Annotated in this window: 29 protein-coding genes; 21 read left to right on the top strand and 8 right to left on the bottom strand. The window is 52.5% G+C overall.

The annotated features are described in order from the left end of the window. Positions 1-57: 57 nt before the first annotated feature. The 6 genes from ICA20_RS22230 to ICA20_RS22205 all read left to right on the top strand — a co-directional run bounded on the left by ICA20_RS22230 (position 58) and on the right by ICA20_RS22205 (position 7,346). Entirely contained in the window at positions 58-255 is a 198-nt protein-coding gene (locus ICA20_RS22230; protein ID WP_006686310.1) for a DUF2065 family protein, read from the top strand. Positions 256-357: 102 nt separating this feature from the next. Further along, positions 358-1,656, top strand: a complete 1,299-nt coding sequence (gene purA / locus ICA20_RS22225) for an adenylosuccinate synthase (RefSeq protein WP_003025606.1) — start codon at positions 358-360, stop codon at positions 1,654-1,656. A gap of 216 nt (positions 1,657-1,872) precedes the next feature. Beyond that, positions 1,873-2,298 carry a nitric oxide-sensing transcriptional repressor NsrR gene (gene nsrR / locus ICA20_RS22220; RefSeq protein ID WP_038636528.1) on the top strand — a complete coding sequence of 142 codons (426 nt, stop codon included), beginning with the start codon at positions 1,873-1,875 and terminating at the stop codon, positions 2,296-2,298. Between the two features lie 38 nt (positions 2,299-2,336). Continuing rightward, positions 2,337-4,799, top strand: coding sequence for a ribonuclease R (rnr, locus tag ICA20_RS22215; protein WP_038636531.1), 2,463 nt, complete (start codon positions 2,337-2,339; stop codon positions 4,797-4,799). A 72-nt stretch (positions 4,800-4,871) separates the two neighbouring features. Further along, the gene (gene rlmB / locus ICA20_RS22210; RefSeq protein WP_038636534.1) at positions 4,872-5,603 is read left to right on the top strand and encodes a 23S rRNA (guanosine(2251)-2'-O)-methyltransferase RlmB; all 732 of its coding nucleotides are present in this window, start codon (positions 4,872-4,874) and stop codon (positions 5,601-5,603) included. Positions 5,604-5,723: 120 nt separating this feature from the next. After that, entirely contained in the window at positions 5,724-7,346 is a 1,623-nt protein-coding gene (locus ICA20_RS22205; protein ID WP_038636537.1) for an isovaleryl-CoA dehydrogenase, read from the top strand. A gap of 87 nt (positions 7,347-7,433) precedes the next feature. Here the strand turns inward: ICA20_RS22205 and yjfN are convergent, their stop codons facing one another. After that, positions 7,434-7,709 (bottom strand): DUF1471 family protease activator YjfN, encoded by a 276-nt coding sequence (yjfN, locus tag ICA20_RS22200; protein WP_077223936.1) that lies wholly within the window; start codon positions 7,707-7,709, stop codon positions 7,434-7,436. A 147-nt stretch (positions 7,710-7,856) separates the two neighbouring features. Then, positions 7,857-8,186: a biofilm peroxide resistance protein BsmA gene (gene bsmA, locus ICA20_RS22195; protein WP_038636544.1), complete on the bottom strand. Its 330-nt coding sequence runs from the start codon at positions 8,184-8,186 to the stop codon at positions 7,857-7,859. 181 nt (positions 8,187-8,367) lie between these two features. On the opposite strand from bsmA, the gene yjfP reads away from it, so the two are divergent. Then, on the top strand, positions 8,368-9,117 hold the full coding sequence (yjfP, locus tag ICA20_RS22190; RefSeq protein WP_038636547.1) for an esterase: 750 nt from the start codon (positions 8,368-8,370) through the stop codon (positions 9,115-9,117). Here yjfP and ulaR read toward each other — a convergent pair. Both ulaR and ulaG read right to left on the bottom strand, forming a co-directional pair. Beyond that, complete coding sequence (ulaR, locus tag ICA20_RS22185; protein WP_006686325.1) at positions 9,114-9,869, bottom strand: HTH-type transcriptional regulator UlaR; 756 nt, start codon at positions 9,867-9,869, stop codon at positions 9,114-9,116. The two genes, yjfP and ulaR, sit on opposite strands and share 4 nt — an antisense overlap. Positions 9,870-9,977: 108 nt before the next feature. After that, the gene (ulaG, locus tag ICA20_RS22180) at positions 9,978-11,042 is read right to left on the bottom strand and encodes an L-ascorbate 6-phosphate lactonase (RefSeq protein ID WP_038636551.1); all 1,065 of its coding nucleotides are present in this window, start codon (positions 11,040-11,042) and stop codon (positions 9,978-9,980) included. 366 nt (positions 11,043-11,408) lie between these two features. Here ulaG and ulaA point away from each other — a divergent pair, with 366 nt between their 5' ends. The 6 genes from ulaA to ICA20_RS22150 are packed head-to-tail and all read left to right on the top strand — an operon-like array spanning position 11,409 to position 15,819. Continuing rightward, entirely contained in the window at positions 11,409-12,806 is a 1,398-nt protein-coding gene (gene ulaA / locus ICA20_RS22175; RefSeq protein ID WP_038636554.1) for a PTS ascorbate transporter subunit IIC, read from the top strand. Between the two features lie 15 nt (positions 12,807-12,821). Continuing rightward, the gene (ulaB, locus tag ICA20_RS22170) at positions 12,822-13,127 is read left to right on the top strand and encodes a PTS ascorbate transporter subunit IIB (RefSeq protein WP_001577590.1); all 306 of its coding nucleotides are present in this window, start codon (positions 12,822-12,824) and stop codon (positions 13,125-13,127) included. A gap of 11 nt (positions 13,128-13,138) precedes the next feature. After that, the gene (gene ulaC, locus ICA20_RS22165) at positions 13,139-13,606 is read left to right on the top strand and encodes a PTS ascorbate transporter subunit IIA (protein WP_038636563.1); all 468 of its coding nucleotides are present in this window, start codon (positions 13,139-13,141) and stop codon (positions 13,604-13,606) included. Between the two features lie 12 nt (positions 13,607-13,618). Next, positions 13,619-14,269, top strand: a complete 651-nt coding sequence (gene ulaD, locus ICA20_RS22160; RefSeq protein WP_032940270.1) for a 3-keto-L-gulonate-6-phosphate decarboxylase UlaD — start codon at positions 13,619-13,621, stop codon at positions 14,267-14,269. A gap of 9 nt (positions 14,270-14,278) precedes the next feature. Continuing rightward, entirely contained in the window at positions 14,279-15,133 is an 855-nt protein-coding gene (locus ICA20_RS22155; RefSeq protein WP_038636566.1) for an L-ribulose-5-phosphate 3-epimerase, read from the top strand. Beyond that, entirely contained in the window at positions 15,133-15,819 is a 687-nt protein-coding gene (locus ICA20_RS22150) for an L-ribulose-5-phosphate 4-epimerase (protein WP_038636569.1), read from the top strand. The genes ICA20_RS22155 and ICA20_RS22150 overlap by 1 nt, the downstream gene beginning before the upstream one ends. 62 nt (positions 15,820-15,881) lie before the next feature. Here the strand turns inward: ICA20_RS22150 and ICA20_RS22145 are convergent, their stop codons facing one another. Beyond that, a complete protein-coding gene (locus tag ICA20_RS22145) occupies positions 15,882-17,075 on the bottom strand; it encodes an MFS transporter (RefSeq protein ID WP_038636572.1) in 1,194 nt (397 codons plus the stop codon). A gap of 168 nt (positions 17,076-17,243) precedes the next feature. Continuing rightward, positions 17,244-17,519, bottom strand: coding sequence for a DUF1471 family protein YjfY (yjfY, locus tag ICA20_RS22140; RefSeq protein ID WP_038636575.1), 276 nt, complete (start codon positions 17,517-17,519; stop codon positions 17,244-17,246). Between the two features lie 298 nt (positions 17,520-17,817). Here yjfY and ICA20_RS22135 point away from each other — a divergent pair, with 298 nt between their 5' ends. The 6 genes from ICA20_RS22135 to ICA20_RS22110 all read left to right on the top strand — a co-directional run bounded on the left by ICA20_RS22135 (position 17,818) and on the right by ICA20_RS22110 (position 21,245). Then, positions 17,818-18,582, top strand: a complete 765-nt coding sequence (locus tag ICA20_RS22135) for a TSUP family transporter (protein WP_038636579.1) — start codon at positions 17,818-17,820, stop codon at positions 18,580-18,582. A gap of 158 nt (positions 18,583-18,740) precedes the next feature. Next, positions 18,741-19,136 carry a 30S ribosomal protein S6 gene (gene rpsF, locus ICA20_RS22130; protein ID WP_003025672.1) on the top strand — a complete coding sequence of 132 codons (396 nt, stop codon included), beginning with the start codon at positions 18,741-18,743 and terminating at the stop codon, positions 19,134-19,136. 6 nt (positions 19,137-19,142) lie between these two features. Beyond that, positions 19,143-19,457 carry a primosomal replication protein N gene (priB, locus tag ICA20_RS22125; RefSeq protein ID WP_006686338.1) on the top strand — a complete coding sequence of 105 codons (315 nt, stop codon included), beginning with the start codon at positions 19,143-19,145 and terminating at the stop codon, positions 19,455-19,457. A 4-nt stretch (positions 19,458-19,461) separates the two neighbouring features. Next, on the top strand, positions 19,462-19,689 hold the full coding sequence (gene rpsR / locus ICA20_RS22120) for a 30S ribosomal protein S18 (RefSeq protein ID WP_000135199.1): 228 nt from the start codon (positions 19,462-19,464) through the stop codon (positions 19,687-19,689). 41 nt (positions 19,690-19,730) lie between these two features. Continuing rightward, complete coding sequence (gene rplI, locus ICA20_RS22115) at positions 19,731-20,180, top strand: 50S ribosomal protein L9 (RefSeq protein ID WP_003025676.1); 450 nt, start codon at positions 19,731-19,733, stop codon at positions 20,178-20,180. A gap of 141 nt (positions 20,181-20,321) precedes the next feature. Then, positions 20,322-21,245, top strand: a complete 924-nt coding sequence (locus ICA20_RS22110) for a DMT family transporter (RefSeq protein ID WP_038636587.1) — start codon at positions 20,322-20,324, stop codon at positions 21,243-21,245. 47 nt (positions 21,246-21,292) lie between these two features. Here ICA20_RS22110 and ICA20_RS22105 read toward each other — a convergent pair whose 3' ends face one another. Continuing rightward, the gene (locus ICA20_RS22105) at positions 21,293-21,943 is read right to left on the bottom strand and encodes an OapA family protein (protein WP_038636589.1); all 651 of its coding nucleotides are present in this window, start codon (positions 21,941-21,943) and stop codon (positions 21,293-21,295) included. Between the two features lie 219 nt (positions 21,944-22,162). Between ICA20_RS22105 and fklB the strand changes: the two genes are divergently transcribed. Both fklB and cycA read left to right on the top strand, forming a co-directional pair. Beyond that, positions 22,163-22,783 (top strand): FKBP-type peptidyl-prolyl cis-trans isomerase, encoded by a 621-nt coding sequence (fklB, locus tag ICA20_RS22100; protein ID WP_038642968.1) that lies wholly within the window; start codon positions 22,163-22,165, stop codon positions 22,781-22,783. Between the two features lie 308 nt (positions 22,784-23,091). Continuing rightward, positions 23,092-24,501 carry a D-serine/D-alanine/glycine transporter gene (gene cycA / locus ICA20_RS22095; RefSeq protein ID WP_038636591.1) on the top strand — a complete coding sequence of 470 codons (1,410 nt, stop codon included), beginning with the start codon at positions 23,092-23,094 and terminating at the stop codon, positions 24,499-24,501. 83 nt (positions 24,502-24,584) lie between these two features. Here the strand turns inward: cycA and ytfE are convergent, their stop codons facing one another. Further along, entirely contained in the window at positions 24,585-25,247 is a 663-nt protein-coding gene (gene ytfE, locus ICA20_RS22090) for an iron-sulfur cluster repair protein YtfE (RefSeq protein WP_038636593.1), read from the bottom strand. Positions 25,248-25,419 lie beyond the last annotated feature (172 nt).

Genomic DNA, 25,419 nt, shown 5'->3' with positions numbered 1-25,419 from the left:
CAAAACCACCGGCGTCCCCAGGGATGCGGTGGTTTTCTTTTTATATAAGGACGATGGATGAATTCAACAATTTTGCTGGCACTCGCGCTGGTTTTGGTGCTGGAAGGTCTGGGTCCGATGCTTTATCCCGGCGCATGGAAGAAAATGATCTCCGCGATGGCGCAACTCCCCGAAAATACTTTGCGTCGTTTTGGTGGAGGTCTTGTGGTTGCGGGCGTTGTGGTCTACTACATGTTGAGGAAAACGATTGGCTGATCAATAAGTAGCCTAATTTGCGGATTTTAGCATGCAAAAAGTGCTGTATATCTGAAAAAGCGGTGGTAGAATCCATTTTTAAGCAAACGGTGATTTTGAAAAATGGGTAACAACGTCGTCGTACTGGGCACCCAATGGGGTGACGAAGGTAAAGGGAAGATCGTCGATCTTCTGACTGAACGGGCTAAATATGTTGTGCGCTACCAGGGTGGACACAACGCAGGCCATACTCTCGTAATCAACGGTGAAAAAACCGTCCTCCATCTTATTCCATCAGGTATTCTTCGCGAGAATGTCATCAGCATCATCGGTAACGGTGTTGTACTGTCTCCGTCCGCGCTGATGAAAGAAATGAAAGGGCTGGAAGATCGTGGTATCCCGGTTCGCGAGCGCCTGCTGCTGTCTGAAGCTTGTCCGCTGATCCTTGATTATCACGTTGCGTTGGATAACGCTCGTGAGAAAGCGCGTGGCGAGAAAGCGATCGGTACTACCGGTCGCGGTATCGGCCCGGCTTATGAAGATAAAGTGGCTCGTCGCGGTCTGCGCGTTGGCGATCTGTTTGATAAAGCAACCTTCGCTGAAAAACTGAAAGAAGTGATGGAATATCACAACTTCCAGTTGGTGAATTTCTATAAAGTCGAAGCGGTTGACTACCAGAAAGTGCTGGATGATGTGATGGCGATTGCCGACATCCTGACTTCTATGGTTGTTGATGTTTCCGATCTGCTGGACCAGGCGCGTAAGCGTGGCGATTTCGTCATGTTCGAAGGCGCGCAGGGTACGCTGCTGGATATCGACCACGGTACTTATCCGTACGTAACCTCCTCCAACACCACCGCGGGTGGCGTGGCGACTGGCTCCGGCCTGGGCCCACGTTATGTGGATTACGTGCTGGGTATCATCAAAGCTTACTCTACTCGTGTTGGCGCGGGTCCGTTCCCGACAGAGCTGTTTGATGACGTTGGCGAGTTCCTGTGCAAACAAGGTAACGAGTATGGCGCAACCACTGGTCGTCGTCGTCGTACCGGTTGGCTGGACTCCGTTGCCGTGCGTCGTGCAGTACAGATTAACTCCCTGTCTGGCTTCTGCCTGACCAAACTGGACGTACTGGACGGTTTGAAAGAGGTGAAAATCTGTGTCGCTTACCGTATGCCGGATGGCCGTGAAGTTACGACTACCCCGCTGGCGGCTGACGACTGGAAAGGTATCGAGCCGATTTACGAAACCATGCCAGGCTGGTCTGAATCCACCTTTGGCGTGAAGGAACGTAGTGGTCTGCCGCAGGCGGCGCTGAACTACATCAAGCGTATTGAAGAACTGACCGGTGTGCCGATTGATATTATCTCAACTGGCCCAGACCGTACTGAAACCATGATCCTGCGCGACCCGTTCGACGCATAATTCTGGTTATGGCGTAGCGTCGAATGGCGCTGCGCTTGCACTATCTTAGGCCGGATGAGGCGTTTTGCATTAGAATCCGGCTTAAAATCACGTAAGTTCCTCGCTTTTTTCCTTCCCGAACTGAAATAAATTAGCGACCTGGCTGGTGGCTGGTTTATCATCAATATAATTAATACCACCAGGTTTATCCGTTTTATCCCTTTTCCTGAGGTTGATGTGCAGTTAACAAGTTTCACCGATTACGGATTACGTGCGCTAATCTACATGGCGTCACTTCCCGAAGGACGTATGACCAGTATTTCTGAGGTGACAGAAGTCTACGGCGTGTCCCGTAATCATATGGTCAAAATAATCAATCAACTTAGCCGGGCGGGCTTTGTTACTGCTATTCGAGGAAAAAATGGCGGTATCCGCCTGGGTAAACCCGCTAAGGATATTTGTATTGGTGATGTGGTTCGCGAGTTGGAACCCTTATCGCTGGTCAACTGTAGCAGCGAGTTTTGCCACATAACCCCTGCCTGCCGACTCAAACAGGCGCTTTCTAAAGCAGTGCAAAGTTTTCTCACGGAACTGGACAACTACACACTTGCTGATTTGGTTGAAGAAAATCAACCGCTTTATAAATTATTGCTGGTGGAGTGACGAAAATCTTCATCAGAGATGACAACGGAGGAACCGAGATGTCACAAGATCCTTTCCAGGAACGCGAAGCTGAAAAATACGCGAACCCTATCCCGAGCCGGGAATTTATCCTCGAACATTTAACTAAACGTGAAAAACCGGCCAACCGCGATGAGTTGGCCGCTGAACTCAACATTGAAGGTGAAGAACAGCAAGAAGCGCTGCGTCGTCGCCTGCGCGCGATGGAGCGTGACGGGCAACTGGTCTTCACTCGTCGTCAGTGCTACGCGCTGCCGGAACGTCTTGACCTGCTGAAAGGTACCGTTATTGGCCACCGTGATGGCTACGGCTTTCTGCGCGTCGAAGGCCGCAAAGATGATCTGTACCTGTCCAGCGAGCAGATGAAAACCTGCATTCATGGCGATCAGGTGCTGGCGCAGCCGCTGGGCGCGGACCGTAAAGGTCGTCGCGAAGCGCGTATTGTGCGTGTACTGGTGCCGAAAACCAGCCAGATTGTCGGCCGCTACTTTACCGATGCTGGGGTTGGGTTTGTCGTCCCGGACGATAGCCGCCTGAGTTTCGATATCCTTATTCCGCCGGAAGAGGTTATGGGGGCGCGTATGGGCTTTGTGGTCGTGGTTGAGCTGACCCAGCGTCCAACCCGTCGCACCAAAGCTGTGGGTAAAATCGTTGAAGTTTTGGGCGACAACATGGGCACCAGCATGGCTGTTGATATGGCCCTGCGTACCCATGAAATCCCGTATATCTGGCCGCAGGCAGTCGAAAAACAGGTTGCCGGGCTGAAAGAAGAAGTGCCGGAAGAGGCGAAAGTTGGACGTGTTGATCTACGCGATCTCCCGCTGGTCACTATTGATGGCGAAGATGCGCGTGACTTCGATGATGCGGTTTACTGCGAGAAGAAACGCGGCGGCGGCTGGCGTTTATGGGTGGCGATTGCTGACGTAAGCTATTACGTCCGCCCGCCGACTCCGTTGGATCAGGAAGCGCGCAGCCGTGGCACGTCTGTCTACTTCCCGTCGCAGGTTGTCCCGATGCTGCCGGAAGTGCTGTCTAACGGATTGTGTTCGCTGAACCCGCAGGTAGACCGTCTGTGTATGGTGTGCGAAATGACCATTTCGTCGAAAGGTCGGTTAACCGGCTTTAAATTCTACGAAGCGGTAATGAGTTCCCATGCGCGTCTGACCTACACCAAAGTCTGGCACATGCTGCAGGGCGATCAGGAACTGCGCGAGCAGTATGCGCCGTTAGTGAAACATATTGAAGAGCTGCATAATCTCTACAAAGTGCTGGATAAAGCCCGGGAAGAACGCGGCGGCATCTCGTTTGAAAGTGAAGAAGCGAAGTTTATTTTCAACGCTGAACGTCGTATTGAACGTATCGAACAGACGCAACGTAACGACGCGCACAAGCTGATTGAAGAGTGCATGATCATGGCAAACATCTCAGCGGCGCGATTCGTTGAGAAAGCCAAAGAGCCAGCATTGTTCCGTATTCACGATAAGCCGACGACCGAAGCGATTACCTCCTTCCGTTCCGTACTGGCCGAACTGGGCCTGGAACTGCCTGGCGGCAATAAACCCGAGCCGCGCGATTACGCTGAATTGCTGGAGTCGATTGCCGACCGTCCTGACGCGGAAATGCTGCAAACTATGCTGCTGCGCTCGATGAAGCAGGCGATTTACGATCCAGAAAACCGGGGTCACTTTGGTCTGGCGCTGCAATCTTATGCGCACTTTACCTCGCCGATTCGTCGTTACCCGGATCTCTCTTTGCACCGTGCAATTAAATATTTGCTGGCGCAGGAGCAGGGCCATAAAGGCAACACCACGGAAACCGGTGGCTATCATTATTCAATGGAAGAGATGCTGCAACTTGGCCAGCACTGTTCGATGGCCGAACGCCGTGCTGACGAAGCTACGCGCGACGTCTCTGACTGGCTGAAGTGTGACTTCATGCTGGATCAGGTGGGTAACGTCTTTAAAGGCGTAATTGCCAGCGTGACCGGGTTTGGCTTCTTTGTCCGTCTTGACGAACTGTTTATCGACGGTTTGGTGCATGTCTCCTCCCTGGATAACGACTACTATCGCTTTGACCAGGTTGGGCAGCGTCTGACGGGTGAGTCAAGCGGTCAGATGTATCGCCTGGGCGATCGTGTGGAAGTTCGCGTGGAAGCGGTCAACATGGACGAGCGTAAAATCGATTTCAGTTTGATCTCCAGCGAACGTGCGCCGCGCAATGAGGGCAAAACCGCACGCGAAAAAGCTAAAAAAGGCGATGCAGGTAAAACTACCGGTAAACGTCGTCAAATGGGCAAAAAGGTGAATTTCGAGCCGGACAGCGCATTCCGCGGCGAGAAGAAAGGCAGAGCCAAACCTCAGGCGGATAAAAAAACGGCTGAGAAGAAAGGCGATAAAAAAGCGAAAAAGCCATCGGCAAAAACGCGTAAAATCGCTGCCGCCACCAAAGCTAAACGTGCGGCGAAAAAGAACGTCGCACAATAACAGCCATAAACGGTAAGTCGGGCAACTATTATGTTGCCCGGCGTTACGCACAAACTATTAACGAGTACATTCATGAGTGAAATGATTTACGGCATCCACGCGGTGCAGGCTCTGCTGGAACGTGCGCCTGAGCGCTTCCAGGACGTCTTTATTCTCAAAGGCCGTGAAGATAAACGCCTGCTGCCGTTGATCCATGCACTGGAAGCGCAGGGCGTTGTCATTCAGTTGGCTAACCGTCAGTTCCTGGATGAGAAAAGCGAGGGTGCGGTACATCAGGGGATTATTGCGCGCGTGAAGCCGGGTCGTCAGTATCAGGAGAACGATCTGCCGGATCTGATTGCTGCGCTCGATCAGCCGTTCTTTTTGATCCTCGATGGCGTCACCGATCCGCATAACCTGGGCGCATGCCTGCGTAGCGCGGATGCTGCTGGTGTACATGCGGTTATCGTACCGAAGGATCGTTCCGCACAGTTGAATGCGACGGCGAAAAAAGTGGCCTGTGGCGCGGCTGAAAGCGTACCGCTGATCCGCGTAACTAACCTGGCGCGCACGATGCGTATGCTGCAGGAAGAGAATATCTGGATTGTGGGCACCGCTGGCGAAGCCGACCATACTCTCTATCAGAGCAAAATGACCGGACGTATGGCGCTGGTCATGGGGGCTGAAGGCGAAGGAATGCGTCGTCTGACCCGCGAACATTGTGACGAACTGATCAGTATCCCGATGGCAGGGAGCGTTTCGTCGCTAAACGTTTCAGTCGCGACCGGCATCTGCCTGTTTGAGGCCGTTCGTCAGCGCGGCTAATTCATTCTCAATTTCTCTCAAGCCATCCCCTGGGATGGCTTTTTTGTGACCTTCATCCCAGGCACTCTCTTGTCTGGCTGGCCATACTTAAGGCCACGGCCATTGACGGAGGGAAACACAATGCACTGGCAAACGCATACCGTTTTTAACCAACCTGTACCGCTCAATAACAGCAACTTATACCTGTCCGATGGCGCCCTGTGCGAAGCGGTTATCCGCGAAGGGGCGGGCTGGGACAGCGATGTGTTGGCGAGTATTGGCCAGCAGCTAGGTACCGCGGAGTCGCTCGAACTGGGTCGCCTGGCTAATGCTTTTCCACCCGAGCTTTTGCGCTACGATCCGCAGGGGCAGCGACTGGACGATGTGCGTTTTCATCCTGCCTGGCATTTGCTGATGCAGGGGCTGTGCGCCAACCGCGTGCATAACCTTGCCTGGGAAGACGAAGCGCGGCAGGGAACATTTGTTGCCCGCGCGGCGCGTTTCATGCTGCATGCGCAGGTGGAAGCAGGCACGTTGTGTCCGGTAACCATGACTTTTGCCGCCACGCCGCTGTTACTGCAGATGCTACCTTCACAATTTCACGACTGGTTTACGCCGCTGCTAAGTGACCGTTATGACTCGCATTTATTGCCGGGTGGGCAAAAGCGTGGGCTGCTGATCGGTATGGGAATGACCGAGAAACAGGGGGGCTCAGATGTGTTGAGCAATACCACCCAGGCGGAACGCCTCGCAGACGGCTCGTATCGGTTGGTGGGACATAAGTGGTTTTTCTCTGTGCCACAAAGCGATGCCCATTTGGTGCTGGCGCAGGCAAAGGGGGGATTATCCTGCTTTTTTGTACCGCGATTTTTACCCGATGGTCAACGTAATGCTATCCGTCTCGAGAGGCTGAAAGATAAGTTAGGCAACCGCTCCAATGCCAGCTGCGAAGTCGAATTCCACGATGCTATTGGCTGGCTGTTGGGCGAAGAAGGAGAAGGTATACGCCATATCCTGAAAATGGGTGGTATGACGCGTTTTGACTGTGCGCTCGGTAGCCATAGCATGATGCGACGTGCCTTTTCCGTGGCGATTTATCATGCGCACCAACGACAGGTATTTGGCAAGCCATTGATTGAACAGCCGATGATGCGTCAGGTCTTAAGCCGAATGGCGCTCCAGTTGGAAGGCCAGACCGCGTTACTGTTTAGGCTGGCACGGGCCTGGGACCGCCGCGCTGATGCCAAAGAAGCGCTGTGGGCTCGGTTGTTTACGCCAGCGGCGAAATATTCTGTCTGCAAAAGCGGGATGCCGTTTGTCGCTGAGGCGATGGAAGTATTGGGTGGGGTTGGCTACTGCGAGGAGAGTGAGCTGCCACGTCTGTACCGTGAGATGCCGGTAAACAGTATCTGGGAAGGCTCCGGCAATATTATGTGTCTTGATGTATTGCGGGTGCTGGCAAAACAACCCGGTATCTACGATATGCTCAGCGAAGCCTTTGCCGAGGTCAAAGGGCAGGATCGTCATTACGATCGGATGGTTCGTCAGTTGCAGCAACACCTGCGTAAACCCATTGAAGAATTGGGACGGGAGATTACGCAGCAGCTTTTCCTGCTCGGTTGCGGGGCGCAAATGTTGCGCTATGCCTCTCCGCCAGTGGCGCAGGCCTGGTGTCAGATGATGTTGGATACGCGTGGTGGACGACGGTTGTCTGAACAGGTACAGAATGATCTGCTGCTACGGGCAACGGGAGGATTACGGTAATAATATGCCTGATGGCGACGCTGGCGCGTCTTATCATAATGCCTACGTTAAAGCAGGCCGGATAAGTTTACCCCATCCGGCAATCTGTTACGCATAGAGTATGGCCTGGACGCGCCAGTTATCGGGGTGCTGATCTTCATACATTTGAATGATCCGATACCATGAAGCACCTTGTTCATCCGCTTTTAACGCAACGACACGTTCTACATCCTGCGGATTTCCTGCAATGTTACTGACGGATATCAGCCCTATTTCGTTCAGGCCGGTAACACAGTCAGCACTGGCGAACTCGGCAGACTGCGCCGTAGTACCTACCAGTCCGGTAGAAAGCAGCAGTGAGGATAAGGCAAGTGATTGTTTCATCGTCAGCTCCATTATTCGTACCCCTACACACGGCAGGGCATTCCATCGCGATAATAAACCTCAAGCTTCCTGCTGTTGGTTTATTGTGCACAGGTAAACGCATAGGGGCGCAAAGCAATGTAAAGCTGACTAAATTTCAAACCAATGTTATTTACGATACAAAATCGCTTGTGAATACCATTGGCCTGTCACAATGGTCTCATCGACTAATAAGACCACATAATAATCAGCTTTTGCCGCGACGGCTTTGTCGCGGATTTCAGCCAGCGCATCATCCGGTGAGCCTCTTACCAGCGCGCTAACCGTCCCTATTCGCTGTAACCCATTACTCTGGTTACGGCGGATCTCCTGCGGGTGGTCGGCAACGGGCGGTGCGGGTTGCGGCGTTCCCTGTAGCACGCTACAGGCGCTTAAAAATAAAACCAGCAACAAAGAGGCAAACCGACGCATAACTCTATCTCGTTTCCTGATAGCCATAGTGTAGTGCCTTATTAATTTCCCTTTAGGGGAATGTTCCCGAATTGTTATCTCTCACGCGATTTTCGAATGAAAATGTTGCGAAAGCGTAACCCAGTTCTCAACATTATGAATCATTGTCGAACACATTCGCTTGCGTTAAGTATTGCTGCATGGCATACCAGAAAGAAAGAGGCGACAAATGATCGAAATTGAAACACGACAGTTGGCGGGTATCCCTGTCCTGCAAGCCGTTCCGGCTGGCAAACGCGCATGTTCACTCCCCTGTATTATTTTCTATCACGGATTTACATCTTCCAGTCTGGTCTACAGCTATTTTGCCGTTGCTCTGGCTCAGGCTGGATTCCGGGTAGTGATGCCAGATGCGCCAGACCATGGTGCCCGCTTCAAGGGTGACGCACAGGGGCGGATATACCGCTTTTGGCACATATTGCAGCAAAACATGCAGGAATTTTCGACGTTACGTGCGGCGCTGGTGGCAGAAAATTGGCTGTCAGATGAACGGCTTGCCGTAGGCGGAGCGTCAATGGGGGGAATGACGGCCCTGGGCATTATGGCTCGTCACCCCGAGGTGAAATGTGTAGCCAGCCTGATGGGTTCGGGCTACTTTACCCGGCTTGCGCAGACGCTTTTTCCGCCTTTATTGGTCCAGACGCCAGAACAGCAGGCTGCGTTTGATGCCCTCATCGCGCCGCTGGCCGAATGGGAAGTGACGCACCAGTTGCCACGCCTGGCCGACAGACCGTTGCTACTATGGCATGGGCAGGAAGATGATGTGGTACCGGCTATTGAAACTTTTCGCTTACAGCAGGCGCTGATTCAGGCAGGTCTGGACAATAACCTGACCTGTCTGTGGGAAGCAGGCGTACGCCACCGCATTACGCCAGAAGCGCTGACTGCGACGGTGACGTTTTTCCGCCAGCACCTTTAAACGCGCATAATGCTTACACCCTGAGCTTCGAGCTGTTGCAGGATCTCAGGGTCCGCATTTTTGCCGGTAATCAGCATATCGATTTGATCGGCGCGGCTGAACAGCATCCCCGCGCGTTCACCGACCTTACTGCTATCGACCAACACCACCAGTTTGCCCACCACGTTAAGCATCTTCTGCTCCGCCATCGCGGTCAGCATATCGGTTTTATACAGTCCATCTGCGGTCAACCCTTTGCCGCTGGTGAACATCCAGTGCCCGGCATACAGGCTATTTTCACTACCTTGTGGGCTAAGCGTGATAGATTGGCTTTTGTTGTATTGTCCTCCCATGATGATCACGCTCTCGTGCTCCTGGTCGATCAAATAGTTCGCCAGCGGCAGATAATTAGTGATGATCTGCACTGGCTTGCCGCACATTTCACGTCCGAGCAGGAAGGCGGTCGATCCGCAGTTGATCACCACGCTTTCACCGGCATTCACCAGTTGAGAGGCCGCTTTGGCAATGCGAACCTTTTCATCGTGGTTCTGCGCCTGATGCAGATTCATTGGCGTCCAGCGCGGGCGCTGCTGCGTGATGGCTTCTGCGCCGTTACGAACTTTCTTGAGTTTGCCGCTTTCGTCGAGTTTGTTGATATCCCGGCGGGCTGTGGCGGGTGAAATCCCCAGGCGCTCAATTACGTTCTCAACGGTAACAAAGCCCAACTGCGCCAGCATATCCAGCAATATTTGATGTCTTTGTGCTTCAGTCATGAGCTATTCCGATACAAATTGATTTGAAAAGATGATATTTGAAATAGCCTGGAAATACTAAAGTAAATGGGGAAAAAATGCCGGGTTATGCCCGGCATTTGGTGTGAATCACAAGAAGGATTTAAACGGTAGATCCGGTTCAATCGTGAAACAGTCATCAAAGCCGCGTGGATAGTGATATTCAAAGTTATCTTTATCCAGCGGCCAGGTGAATTTGCCACCTACCTGCCAGATGAATGGCTTAAAGCCATACTTCAGCCGATCTTTTTTCATCTCCCACAGCACGCGAATTTCCTGAGGATCGGCCTGGAAATTTGACCAGATGTCATGATGGAAGGGGATGACGACTTTTGTATTCAACGCTTCGGCCATACGCAGCATGTCGGAGCTGGTCATCTTGTCGGTAATGCCACGCGGGTTTTCGCCATAGGATCCGAGCGCGACGTCGATCTGATGCTCATTGCCGTGTTTTGCATAATAGTTGGAGTAGTGTGAGTCGCCGCTGTGATACAGCGTGCCGCCCGGTGTTTTGAACAGATAGTTAACGGCGCGCGCGTCCATACCGTCCGGCAGCACGCCCGCCGCTTTCTGATCGGCGGGAAGAGTAATCAACGCGGTACGATCAAAAGCATCAAGCGCATGAATTTCAATATCTTTCACTTTAACCACATCGCCGGGTTTTACCACGATGCAGCGATCTTTCGGCACGCCCCAGCCGACCCACAGATCCACACAGGTTTGTGGCCCAATAAACGGCACGTCGTCCGCGCAGTTCTGCATGACCGCAGCCGCGACATTAACGTCGATGTGATCGTTATGATCGTGCGTAGCCAGCACCGCATCGATCTGGCGAATCGCAAACGGATCAAGTACAAACGGCGTAGTACGCAGGTTTGGCTGCAGTTTCTTCACGCCCGCCATGCGTTGCATCTGGTGACCGGTTTTCATCAGCGGATTACCGTGACTTTGCTTACCTGTTCCGCACCAGAAATCGACGCAGACGTTAGTCCCGCCTTCCGACTTTAGCCAAATTCCGGTACAGCCAAGCCACCACATAGCAAAGGTGCCAGGTGCGACCTGTTCCTGTTCGATCTCTTCATTCAGCCAGCTTCCCCACTCCGGGAATGTGCTCAGAATCCATGATTCGCGCGTGATGCTTTTTACTTTACTCATCGCATTTACCTTCATGTTGGTTCAAGTTGAATCAAATTATGATTTATTTTGATTGATACTGACATCAATTTATCAAGAAGGCAATGCGTGGATTTTTCTGATTCCGTCGTAAAGCGTCTATTACTCACAACGTAACGGGATGCTTTGTAGCAATCTATTTTTGTATTTTATTGTTTTTATGAGTTTTATTTTTTGCTCTATGAATGTTCCATAAAACCCTGGCTCGGGTAAGAGATTTATTTGCGTACTCCATCACATTTAATCAAATTCAATCTTGTTGTGATTACTTTTGAAAATTAGAGTGGGGGCACAACATCCTGAACATCTGTAATGAATGTTCAGCAACTTTGTCTACTGGAGATCGTTATGGAGATCCTCTACAACATCTTTACCGTCTTTTTTAATCAGGTCATGACCAACGCGCCGTTGCTGTTGGGTATTGTGACCTGCCTCGGCTACATCCTGTTGCGCAAAAGCGTCAGCGTCATTATCAAAGGCACGATCAAAACGATTATCGGTTTTATGCTGCTGCAGGCGGGATCGGGCATTCTGACCAGCACGTTTAAACCGGTGGTGGCGAAGATGTCCGAGGTTTACGGTATCAATGGTGCGATTTCCGATACGTATGCCTCCATGATGGCAACCATTGAACGTATGGGAGACGCTTATAGCTGGGTAGGTTATGCCGTGCTGTTGGCGCTGGCGCTGAACATTTGTTACGTCTTGCTGCGGCGTATTACCGGCATTCGCACCATCATGCTCACCGGGCACATCATGTTCCAGCAGGCGGGCTTAATTGCGGTCTCTTTCTATATCTTCGGCTATTCCATGTGGACCACCATTATCTGCACGGCGGTGCTGGTGTCGCTCTACTGGGGGATTACCTCCAATATGATGTACAAGCCGACGCAGGAAGTGACCGACGGCTGCGGTTTTTCCATCGGCCACCAGCAGCAGTTCGCTTCATGGATTGCCTACAAGGTCGCGCCTTATCTGGGTAAAAAAGAGGAGAGCGTAGAAGATCTCAAACTGCCTGGCTGGCTGAATATCTTCCATGACAACATCGTTTCGACCGCGATTGTCATGACCATTTTCTTCGGGGCGATCCTGCTTTCTTTCGGCATTGATGTGGTTCAGGCGATGGCGGGGAAAACGCACTGGACGGTGTACATCCTGCAGACTGGTTTTTCGTTTGCCGTGGCGATCTTCATCATCACCCAGGGCGTACGTATGTTCGTCGCCGAACTTTCAGAAGCGTTCAACGGTATCTCCCAGCGTCTGATTCCCGGTGCGGTATTGGCGATTGACTGTGCCGCCATCTATAGCTTTGCGCCGAATGCCGTCGTGTGGGGCTTTATGTGGGGCACCATCGGCCAACTGATTGCGGTCGGCATCCTCGTGGGCTGCGGTTCTTCCATCCTGATTATTCCTGGTTTTATCCCAATGTTTTTCTCCAACGCCACCATTGGCGTGTTCGCGAACCACTTTGGCGGCTGGCGCGCGGCGCTCAAGATTTGTCTGGTGATGGGGATGATTGAAATCTTTGGCTGCGTTTGGGCGGTGAAACTCACCGGTATGAGCGCGTGGATGGGGATGGCGGACTGGTCAATTCTGGCACCGCCGATGATGCAGGGCTTTGCCTCCATCGGCATCGCGTTTATGGCCGTCATTATTCTGATTGCACTGGCTTATATGTTTTTCGCAGGACGCACGTTGCGCGCTGAGGAAGACGCAGAAAAACAACTGGCAGAACACTCTGCTTAATAAGGAGTTCCGATTATGACCGTACGTATTCTGGCTGTGTGTGGCAATGGGCAGGGCAGTTCCATGATCATGAAGATGAAAGTGGACCAGTTTTTAACCCAGTCAAATATTGACCACACAGTGAACAGCTGCGCAGTGGGTGAGTACAAAAGTGAACTGAACGGCGCGGATATCATCATCGCCTCTACCCATATTGCCGGTGAAATTACCGTAACTGGCAATAAATATGTTGTTGGCGTACGCAACATGCTGTCGCCCGCCGATTTTGGACCAAAACTGCTGGAAGTGATCAAAGCGCATTTCCCACAGGACGTGAAGTAAGGATACGGCATATGAAATTACGTGATTCGCTGGCAGACAATAACGCCATCCTTCTACAGGCTGAGGCCAACACCTGGCAGGAAGCGGTAAAGCTGGGCGTCGATCTGCTGGTTAAGGCCGACGTGGTTGAACCGCGCTACTACCAGGCCATTCTTGATGGGGTTGAACAGTTTGGTCCGTACTTTGTGATTGCGCCAGGACTGGCGATGCCGCACGGGCGCCCGGAAGAAGGCGTTAAGAAGACCGGCTTTGCGCTGGTGACGCTGAAAACACCGTTGGTGTTTAACCACGAAGATAACGACCCGGTGGATATTCTGATCACGATGGCGGCGGTCGACGCCAACACGCATCAGGAAGTGGGCATTATGCAGATCGTGAATCTGTTTGACGATGAAGCCAATTTCGACCGTCTACGTGCCTGCCGCACCGCGCAGGAAGTGCTGGATTTAATTGATAACGCCACTGCGGCGGCTGTTTAAAAGGATACCGAAATGTCATTACCTATGTTGCAGGTTGCGCTGGATAACCAATCAATGTCTTCTGCGTATGAAACGACGCGTCTGATCGCCGAAGAGGTCGATATCATTGAGGTGGGCACCATTCTTTGTGTTGCTGAGGGCGTACGTGCCGTACGTGACCTGAAGGCGCTCTACCCACATAAAATTGTGCTGGCGGACGCCAAAATCGCCGATGCGGGTAAAATTCTCTCTCGCATGTGTTTCGAGGCCAACGCTGATTGGGTCACTGTTATCTGCTGTGCGGATATCAATACCACCAAAGGTGCGCTCGAGGTGGCGAAAGAATTTAACGGCGACGTACAGATTGAACTGACCGGTTACTGGACCTGGGAACAGGCTCAGGAGTGGCGTGACGCGGGTATCGGGCAGGTTGTCTATCATCGCAGTCGTGATGCGCAGGCCGCAGGTGTGGCGTGGGGAGAGGCGGATATCAGTGCCATCAAACGCCTGTCTGATATGGGCTTTAAAGTCACCGTCACCGGCGGTCTGGCGCTGGAGGATCTGCCGCTGTTCCAGGGGATTCCTATTCACGTCTTTATCGCTGGCCGCAGCATTCGTGATGCCGCGTCTCCGGTTGAGGCGGCGCGTCAGTTTAAACGTTCCATCGCCCAGTTGTGGGGCTAAGGAGCGACTATGTTGTCGAAACAGGTCCCGCTCGGTATTTATGAAAAAGCGCTCCCCGGAGGGGAGTGCTGGCTGGAGCGCTTGCGGCTGGCGAAAGAGTTAGGTTTTGACTTTGTCGAAATGTCGGTTGATGAAACCGATGCCCGCCTCGCGCGCCTTGACTGGAGCCGCGAGCAGCGTCTGGCGCTGGTGGCCGCCATCGCCGAAACGGGAGTACGTGTACCTTCTATGTGCCTGAGCGCTCACCGCCGTTTCCCGCTGGGGAGCGAAGATGATGCGGTGCGCGATCAGGGACTGGCGATCATGCGGAAAGCCATTCAGTTTGCGCAGGATATTGGTATTCGCGTGATTCAACTGGCGGGTTACGACGTCTATTACCAGCAGGCTAATAACGAAACGCGTCGTCGATTTCGCGAGGGGCTAAAAGAGAGCGTTGAGATGGCAAGTCGCGCGCAGGTGACGCTGGCGATGGAGATCATGGATTATCCGCTGATGAATTCGATCAGTAAGGCGCTGGGTTATGCCCACTATCTCAATAATCCGTGGTTCCAGCTGTATCCCGATATCGGCAATTTGTCGGCGTGGGATAACGATGTACAGATGGAGTTGCAGGCAGGAATAGGCCATATCGTGGCCGTTCACGTGAAGGACACCAGACCCGGCGTGTTCAAAAATGTGCCGTTTGGTGAAGGTGTTGTCGATTTCGAACGCTGTTTTGCGACGCTCAAACAGAGTGGGTATTGCGGGCCATACCTGATTGAGATGTGGAGCGAAACAACGGACGATCCGGCGCGTGAAGTGGCGAAGGCGCGCGATTGGGTGAAAGCGCGGATGGCCAGCGCAGGTCTGGTGGAGACGGTGTAATGCAAAAACTTAAACAGCAGGTTTTTGAGGCCAACATGGATCTGCCGCGTTACGGGCTGGTGACGTTTACCTGGGGTAACGTCAGCGCCATCGACCGCGAACGCGGGCTGGTGGTGATTAAGCCCAGCGGCGTCGACTACCAAACAATGACAGTGGATGACATGGTGGCTGTGGATCTGCACGGCAACGTGGTGGAAGGACGCTATCGTCCTTCTTCCGATACCGCCACCCATCTGGCGCTGTATCGCCGCTATTTATCTCTTGGCGGTGTGGTGCACACCCACTCAACCCACGCGACGGCATGGGCACAGGCGGGTCTGGCAATACCTGCACTCGGCACGACGCATGCGGATTACTTCTTTGGTGATATCCCCTGCACGCGGGCGTTAACTGAAGCAGAGGTTGAGGGCGAATATGAGCTGAATACCGGCAAGGTGATTATCGAAACGCTGGGGAACGTGGAGCCTCTGCATACGCCCGGCGTAGTCGTGTATCAGCATGGTCCGTTTGCCTGGGGTAAAGATGCGCACGACGCGGTACACAACGCTGTAGTGATGGAAGAGGTCGCGAAGATGGCATGGATTGCGCGTGACATTAATCCGGCCCTCAGCCCCATCGACAGTTATCTGATGAATAAACACTTCATGCGTAAGCACGGCCCAAACGCCTACTACGGGCAGAAGTAACGTCTCTGCCCCGGACAACGTGCATCTGCGGATGTGCGTCACCGATCTGTTCGGGGCAATCTTCAGCGTTGCTGGTAAGCCGCTGGCGTAAATCGCATTCCTGCTAAAACTATCGCACAAATGACAGCACCAGCGTAAAACGTCGAGGCTGCGCCCATCGTTTCCCACAGAATGCCCGCGCCGGTACTGGCTAACAGCAGGGCGATGCCACTGATCAGATTAAACATACCGAAGGCCGTACCGCGTAGTTCTGCTGGCGCGGTATGCGCAATCATGGCAGCCAGCAACCCTTGCGTCATGCCCATATGAATCCCCCACAGTCCCACGCCTATCAGTAACGTGCTCCAGTGGTGACTCAGCGCCAGAGTGATATCCGCCGCGATCAGGACCAGCAGGCCCGCCTGTAACATGCGGGAGTGGTTCATACTGTCAGACATTTTTCCAAAAGGATAAGCCGACAGACTGTAGACCAGATTCATGGCGACCATCACCAGCGGAATGGCAAACAGCGGGATATCCATTTGATATGCGCGCAACACGAGAAACGCTTCGCTAAAGCGGGCGAGCGTGAAGAGCGCGCCCAGTCCCACGACCCACCAGTAGGCTGGACTCAACTTTTTCAGGTTTTCCCGTCGTAACGGATTGGTGCGTTTATCAGTGACGGGGGTTTTCGGTTCACTCAGGCCAAACCATAGCAGGGCGATAGAGAGCACCCCAGGGATGACGGCAATCCAGAAGATAGTGTGAAAATCGTTGTTCCATAGCAGCATTAGCCCGACGGCGAGCAGGGTGCCCAGAAATGCGCCAATGGTATCCAAAGACTGGCGCAGACCATAAGCGGCGCCGCGGATTTCGGACGGGGTGACATCCGCGACTAACGCATCCCTGGGGGCGCCGCGAATACCTTTACCCACACGATCAATCATGCGAGCGCTGAGTACCATGCCTGATGAGCCCGCCATCGCGAACAGGGGCTTACTCAGTGCCCCCAAACCATAACCGAGCATCGCCAGCCCTTTGCGTTTTCCCAGATAATCACTGAGAACGCCGGAAAAAACCTTAATGATCAGCGCGGTGGCTTCAGCTAATCCTTCAATCAGACCAATGATAATGACGCTGGCTCCCAGCGTGGTTGCCATAAACAACGGCAACAGGCTATGGATCATTTCGGAGGAGACATCCATAAGCAGACTCACGCCACCCAGCACCCAAACGCCTTTTGGTATGCGATTCAGCGTCGCATAGCGTGCAAACATGGTTTCGCCCCAGAGTATCAGTTCGGTAATGCTTTATTTAATCAGTAAATGATGACCAGGATAAGATACAAAGAAAAATAATTCTCATTTACCTGATGTGCAAAAAAAAGCCCCCGGTGAGGGGGGCAAGTCAAACGGTGGCAATGTTCTCGTTGGTTGTTTCTGGTGCTAGCGATAAATATCCGCACTGGCGTGCATATTTCCGTTACTGCCGGGTTCCCTGGTGAGGATCACGTGGTAGTAGTTTGCGCCTTGCGCATCGGTCTCTTCATTCAGGGCCTGAGTGGCTTCACTTTCAGTGGCGAAGTTATGATTTATGTAAATGACGCCTAAGCTCTGCACATCATCCATATTCCTGGCCTGATGATTGTCAATTTGGATGGCTGCCGTTGCATTTGCACTGAGCAAAAGCACAGCCAGAAGGGTCAAAACACGGGCTCGCATATGTACCTCCTCGACTGCGGTCTCTGATTGCTTCTCTCCTGTGAGTGATTAGCTTCTGATGTAATTTTAACCGCTACCGGCGCAGGCGTTAGCGACCATTTCTGATGCAGTTGTTCAAAAAATTACCGCATGCCCGCCTTTTCTTTTATTTACAGGTAACTGATAGATACCGCTGCGTTAAAAAATACCTGTCTTTCGCGCACAAGCTCTTACCAAATAGTCAATTTAAACGGATGGATACCCTGTTTATAGTGAGCCGTATAATTAATATAACTTTATGATAATAAGGCAAAAACTTATGGATACTTCATTCATGGATTTCAGCTACTTCGTGATTATGTTTATGGTCGCGCTGGTGGCTGGCTTTATTAACGTGGTGTCGGGCGGCGGTGGGTTTCTCTCTATTGGCGCACTGTTAATTTCTGGTTTACCCCCGGCGAATGCGCTGGCAACCAATAAAATTCAGGCGCTGGGCAGTTCGCTAACCTCCGGGATTTACTTTTTACGCCGGGGACATATCAACGTGCAGGAGCACAAGTATGTATTCCTGTCTGCTTTTATCGGCTCAGCGTTAGGCACGACGCTCATTCAGTTCATTGAACCGGAGGTGTTGAAAAAACTGCTTCCGGTACTGATTATCGCCGTCGCCATCTACTTTATTTCCGCTCCCAACCTCAGCGAACCGAAAAGAAAGCCGCAGGTATCCCTGTTTTTCTTTTCTCTGATCTGCGGCGGCTGCATTGGCTTTTATGATGGATTTCTTGGCGCTGGTGCGGGTTCCTTTTATACGCTCTGCTATATCCTGTTGTGGGGATACAGCATCGATAAGGCACAAATTCACTCGAATTTTATTAACCTTGCATCGAATATCGCCTCGATTTTGTTCTTCATTTTCGGCGGCAAAATGATCTGGTCGCTGGGGCTGGTGATGTTTGCCGGACAATCGCTCGGCGCGCGCTTGGGCGCAACGGTGGTACTGACGCGCGGAAAGAAAGTTATCCGGCCGATGATTGTCATTGTCTCCATTTGCATTAGCGTCAAAATGCTGCTGGATATGTATTAATGGCGACATGGTAAATAATCGTACAAGCACCTTGAGTTTACCGGCTGACCCCAGTATTATGACGCGTCATTTTTCAGCCGACCTTTAACACGTTCCTTGCCTCCATGGGCCTCGGCTGACCCAGACAGGAGGCTGAATAATCCGTAAGGAGCAATTCGATGCGTCATTACGAAATCGTTTTTATGGTCCATCCTGACCAGAGCGAACAGGTTCCGGGTATGATCGAACGCTACACTGCTGCCATAACTGGCGCAGAAGGCACGATCCACCGTCTGGAAGACTGGGGCCGCCGTCAGCTGGCTTACCCGATCAACAAACTGCACAAAGCTCACTACGTTCTGATGAACGTTGAAGCGCCGCAGGAAGTGATCGATGAGCTGGAAACTACCTTCCGCTTCAACGATGCCGTTATCCGCAGCATGGTTATGCGTACTAAACACGCTGTTACCGAAGCATCTCCGATGGTTAAAGCGAAAGACGAGCGCCGTGAGCGTCGCGATGATTTCGCAAACGAAACCGCAGATGATGCTGAAGCTGGGGATTCTGAAGAGTAATTTCTGATGACCAACCGTCTGGCGTTGTCCGGCACCGTGTGCAGGGCCCCCCTTCGAAAGGTCAGTCCATCAGGAATTCCTCATTGCCAGTTCGTGCTTGAGCATCGTTCTGTGCAGGAGGAAGCCGGGTTTCACCGGCAGGCGTGGTGCCAAATGCCCGTTATTGTTAGCGGACACGAAAACCAGGCCATTACTCACAGTATAACGGTCGGTAGCGCAGTAACCGTTCAGGGGTTCATCTCTTGCCATAAGGCAAAGAACGGCCTGAGCAAAATGGTTCTGCATGCCGAGCAGATTGAATTGATAGATTCTGGAGACTAGCCATATGGCACGTTATTTCCGTCGTCGCAAGTTCTGCCGTTTCACCGCGGAAGGCGTTCAAGAGATCGACTATAAAGATATCGCTACGCTGAAAAACTACATCACCGAAAGCGGTAAGATTGTCCCAAGCCGTATCACCGGTACCCGTGCAAAATACCAGCGTCAGCTGGCTCGCGCTATCAAACGCGCTCGCTACCTGTCCCTGCTGCCGTACACTGATCGTCATCAGTAATCGGTCACGGTCCATTAATACGACTTTGAGAGGATAAGGTAATGCAAGTTATTCTGCTTGATAAAGTAGCAAACCTGGGTAGCCTGGGTGATCAGGTTAACGTTAAAGCGGGCTATGCTCGTAACTTCCTGGTACCACAGGGTAAAGCTGTTCCTGCTACCAAGAAAAACGTTGAATTTTTCGAAGCGCGTCGCGCTGAGCTGGAAGCTAAACTGGCTGACGTTCTGTCCGCTGCTGAAGCTCGTGCTGAGAAAATCAACGCACTGGAAACCGTAACCATCGCGTCTAAAGCAGGCGACGAAGGTAAACTGTTCGGTTCCATCGGTACTCGCGACATCGCTGACGCTGTAACTGCAGCTGGCGTTGAAGTAGCTAAGAGCGAAGTTCGTCTGCCGAACGGCGTTCTGCGTACCACTGGCGAGCACGAAGTGAGCTTCCAGGTTCACAGCGAAGTGTTTGCTAAGCTGACTGTAAACGTAGTTGCGGAATAAGTTTTTATTCTGCTAACCGCGTAAAAGCGCCGGCCTAGTGCCGGCGTTTTGCTTTTCTGTTCCCCGTCTTTCTCTCTGGCTATTCTTTGTCCTTTTCGGGATAATCATAAAAATAAAACATTATTTCAAAGTGGTGATGGAATGGAACCAACGCACCAACCTCTGTTTGCGCGTAAAAACGTTGTCTATCTGAGCGCGGCATTCTGCTGCTTGCTGTGGGGGAGCGCCTACCCGGCGATCAAAAGTGGATACGAGATCTTCCAGATTGCCATGGATGACATTCCCTCGAAAATTGTCTTTGCCGGCTATCGTTTCCTGTTTGCGGGATTATTGCTGCTCCTGCTGGCGGTGGCGCAGCGTAAACCGATTGGCCGGTTAAGTCCGCGTCAATATGGTCAGCTCACGTTGTTGGGGCTGACGCAGACTTCGCTGCAATATATTTTCTTTTATATTGGTCTGGCGTTCACCACGGGGGTGAAAGGGTCCATCATGAACGCGACAGGCACGTTCTTCAGCGTGCTGCTGGCGCATTTTATCTATCAGAACGATAAACTCAGCTACAACAAGGCGCTGGGTTGTATCCTGGGCTTTCTCGGCGTGATGGTGGTGAACTTTAACAGCGGACTGGATTTTAGCTTCAGCCTGTTAGGGGACGGCTCGGTAGTGATGGCTGCCTTTATTCTCTCCGCCGCTACGTTATACGGCAAACGCATTTCTCAGACGGTCGACCCGACGGTAATGACGGGGTATCAACTGGGCGGTGGCGGTCTGGCGCTGGTGATCGGCGGTTACGCTTTTGGTGGCACGCTGACCGTACACGGCGCGTCTTCGTTGGCGATTCTGGGCTACCTGACGTTGCTCTCTTCGGTGGCATTTGCCTTGTGGAGTATTTTGCTTAAACACAACCGCGTGGGGATGATTGCGCCGTTTAACTTCCTGATCCCGGTTTCAGGCGCGGTACTGTCGGCCATTTTCCTCGGCGAAAATATTCTCGAATGGAAATATGCAGTAGCGTTGGTGCTGGTCTGTTCGGGGATCTGGTGGGTGAACAAGGTGAAACGCTAACGCTTCACCTTGCTGCCTGATGGCACTGCGCTTATCAGGTGTGCTGGCTATCGGGCGCGAATAAAACTGCCGTTAGGCTGGCGGGTAAACAGGACCTGCTGGCCATTACCCGTATCGATGGTTAACCCTGTCACTACGCCACTGGCATTCTGCCTGATCTGCACCATCTGTCCGTCTTTCAAATTGCTCAGCGGTTTTCCGGCCCCTTCTACCTGCGCCATGGCGTACACATCGGTTGGCGGGAGATTGTGGTCACGGAATACCTGGGCCAGCGTTTTACCCGAATCTACGCGGTAGGAACGCCACTGCTGGTCAATTCCACTATCCGGCTGGAAAGGTTGCGTCTGTGGCTGAGATTGCTGGGCCTGCGGTTGTGCGTCTGGTTCCCCTTCCTGGATGGGTTCCGGCGCAACCGGCGCAACCTGGCCAGGGTCGTTTTGCGGGGCGACCAGTTGTGCCTGAAGCTGGGCCTCCGTCGGCGGCTGTGACTGCGACTGCAAATCCAACTGGGCAGTACGCGCGACCACTGGTGCATCGGTGTTGTCGCTGGAAGGGAGCAGGAAACCGATCACCAGCACGATAGCAGCAGCAATAATGCCGCGGCGGTGCATCGGCGGCAGCGGGTCCATAATGCGAAAATTGTCCGGTGCATGCCAGATTTTCGCCAGGGTTGGTTTTAATTCAAAGCGCCCGGGCATGGCTTTCCTCCTGCTCCGCGTCTCGTTCCTCAGTCATAGAGTATAGATCGCTAACTCTATGATACTTGTTCGGGTACCCGCTTTCGTGACATTCATGCGGACAATAGTCATTGTTTCTTTTTCCTCGCGATTTGTCATCAGTTCCCGAGACAAAGTTTTACCGGATGCGGCATGGCTGATATGCTGCCCGCTACTTTACATCCGATGAAAGGAAATATGATGGCTACCCCGACTTTTGACACTATCGAAGCGCAAGCAAGCTACGGCATTGGTTTGCAGGTAGGACAGCAGCTGAGCGAATCCGGTCTGGAAGGGCTGTTGCCTGAAGCGCTGGTAGCGGGTATCGCTGACGCGCTGGAAGGCAAGCATCCGGCAGTGCCGGTTGATGTTGTGCATCGCGCACTGCGTGAAATCCACGAGCGTGCTGATGCAGTTCGTCGCGAGCGTTTCCAGGCTATGGCCGCTGATGGCGTTAAATATCTGGAAGAAAACCGTGAGAAAGAGGGTGTGAACAGCACTGAATCCGGTTTGCAGTTCCGTGTTCTGACCCAGGGCGAAGGTGCTATCCCGGCACGCACCGACCGCGTTCGCGTGCATTACACTGGTAAACTGATCGACGGTACCGTGTTCGACAGTTCTGTCGCACGTGGCGAACCGGCTGAATTCCCGGTTAACGGCGTCATCCCTGGCTGGATTGAAGCGCTGACTCTGATGCCGGTGGGTTCCAAATGGGAACTGACTATTCCTCAGGAACTGGCTTACGGCGAGCGTGGCGCTGGCGCGTCCATTCCTCCGTTCAGCACGCTGGTATTCGACGTTGAACTGCTTGAGATTCTGTAAGCAGTGACTTCTGTTCCCCCCGAGGCCGGGGGGAGCAAAGAAATAGCGTGAAAAGCTATAGTTACGCCGTTGTCGATATTTTATCTTGCAAATGCCTCACCAGCGTGTATTTTTGTGAGCTGATTCGCGCTATCAGAGTGATATGACACTCACTTTAAACATTAAATTAACATTATATCTAAATCTTAGTATTCATCCCGCCAATTCTTACCTAATATCGATGAGTCCTGCTAACAGGATCGTCGTATCATAGACACACTAAAGGCCGTAGAGCCTGAACAACACAGACAGGTACAGGAAGAAAAAACATGGTAGATCAGGTAAAAGTCGAAGCCGCAGAAGAGGCTTCGTCTGAACAGTCGCTACGGCGCAATCTCACAAACCGTCATATTCAACTTATTGCCATTGGCGGCGCAATCGGTACCGGCCTGTTTATGGGCTCCGGTAAAACTATCAGTCTTGCCGGACCGTCGATCATCTTTGTGTATATGATCATCGGTTTCATGCTGTTTTTCGTGATGCGGGCAATGGGAGAGTTGCTGCTCTCGAATCTGGAGTACAAATCATTTAGTGATTTTGCCTCCGACCTGCTTGGGCCATGGGCCGGGTATTTTACCGGTTGGACTTACTGGTTCTGCTGGGTTGTTACCGGGATGGCCGACGTTGTCGCCATTACGGCGTATGCGCAATTCTGGTTCCCTGAACTCTCAGACTGGGTCGCCTCGCTGGCGGTGATCGTGCTGCTGCTGAGCCTTAACCTCGCCACGGTAAAAATGTTCGGTGAGATGGAGTTCTGGTTTGCGATGATCAAAATCGTTGCCATTATCGGTCTGATTGTCGTCGGCCTGGTGATGGTGCTGACGCACTTCCAGTCGCCAACTGGCGTTCAGGCATCGTTCACGCATCTGTGGAATGACGGTGGCTGGTTCCCGAAAGGGCTGAGCGGCTTCTTTGCCGGCTTCCAGATTGCGGTGTTCGCGTTTGTGGGCATTGAGCTGGTGGGGACAACCGCTGCGGAAACCAAAGATCCGGAGAAATCTCTGCCGCGCGCCATTAACTCGATCCCGATCCGTATCATCATGTTCTACGTTTTCGCGCTGATTGTGATTATGTCCGTCACGCCGTGGAGCTCGGTAGTACCATCCAAGAGCCCATTCGTTGAACTGTTTGTCCTGGTTGGTCTGCCCGCGGCGGCGAGCCTGATCAACTTTGTGGTGCTAACTTCTGCGGCCTCTTCCGCAAACAGCGGCGTGTTCTCTACCAGCCGTATGCTGTTTGGTCTGGCGCAGGAAGGCGTGGCGCCTAAAGCGTTTGCCAAGCTGTCTAAACGCGCGGTTCCGGCGAAAGGTTTAACCTTCTCCTGTATCTGCCTGTTGGGCGGCGTGGTGATGCTGTATGTGAATCCGAGCGTGATTGGCGCGTTCACCATGATCACCACCGTGTCGGCGATTCTGTTCATGTTCGTATGGACCATCATTCTTTGCTCGTACCTGGTGTACCGCAAGCAGCGTCCGCACCTGCATGAAAAATCAATCTACAAGATGCCGCTCGGTAAGCTGATGTGCTGGGTGTGTATGGCGTTCTTTGTTTTCGTACTGGTACTGCTGACGCTGGAAGAGGATACCCGCCAGGCGCTGATCGTGACGCCGCTGTGGTTCATCGCGCTGGGTCTGGGCTGGTTGTTTATCGGTAAGAAACGTATGGCAGGCGTGCGTTAAGCGTAGCCATATCGGACACAAAAAAGGCCACATAAGCAGTGGCCGAATTCGGACTTCAGGAAGGCGCTCTCGGGCGCCTTTTTTTATTCACCTGCGAGGGCACGCGGGAACAACACATTATTTTCCAGACTGATGTGTTCCATCAGGTCGTCGATCATCTCGTTAATGCCGTTATACATGGCTTTCCAGGTGGTGCAGGCTTCTGGCGGCGGCGTCACATTATGGGTGATGTGTTTGATCACTTCGACCAGTTCACCGGCATCGTCATGCTCGCTTTCCATCACGCTGATTGGTCCCATTGCCTGGCTACCCATACCCTGTTTAATCATCGGGAACAGGATCTGCTCTTCCTTCATCATGTGGCTGGACAGCTCTTCATGCAGCATGCTCAGGTTCTTCGCCAGACCGCGCGGTACGTTCGGTTTGTCTGCGTGGACGCGTTCAACTTTCGTGGCCTGCAGGATCAGTTCCGGCAACTGTTCGCGATGTCTGTCGTGATAACGCACAATGATATGGTCGATGATTTCAGCCAGCGCCACGGTACGCCAGTCTTTCTTCAACGGCTGTTCAGCCAGTTGCGCGAGCTGCGCCTCGATAGCGTCTAAATCCAGCTCTTTACGTGCGGCAGCGCGTGCCAGCGTTTGCTTACCGCCGCAGCAGTAATCCATATCGTATTTACGAAACAGGGCCGAAGCGCGAGGAATAGAGAGCGCCAGTTCACCTAAAGGTTGATCGCGATAAGACATTGCCGTTACCTCATTCTCAATAATATAAATTGTATTTTAAATGCAACTTATAAAGAAGGCTATAACCCTTTCGGGGTGGGGTGTTTTGTGATGAGCGTCACGAAAATTTCTTATTTCGTTAAGGTACTGAATCTTATTGAAAAGGGGAGAAATGGCGAAAAAAGCTGCGCCA

The organism is Citrobacter sp. C5_2, from assembly GCF_014596845.2.
Taxonomy (GTDB): domain Bacteria; phylum Pseudomonadota; class Gammaproteobacteria; order Enterobacterales; family Enterobacteriaceae; genus Citrobacter; species Citrobacter werkmanii.
This window is presented reverse-complemented; position numbering and strand designations above follow the sequence as displayed.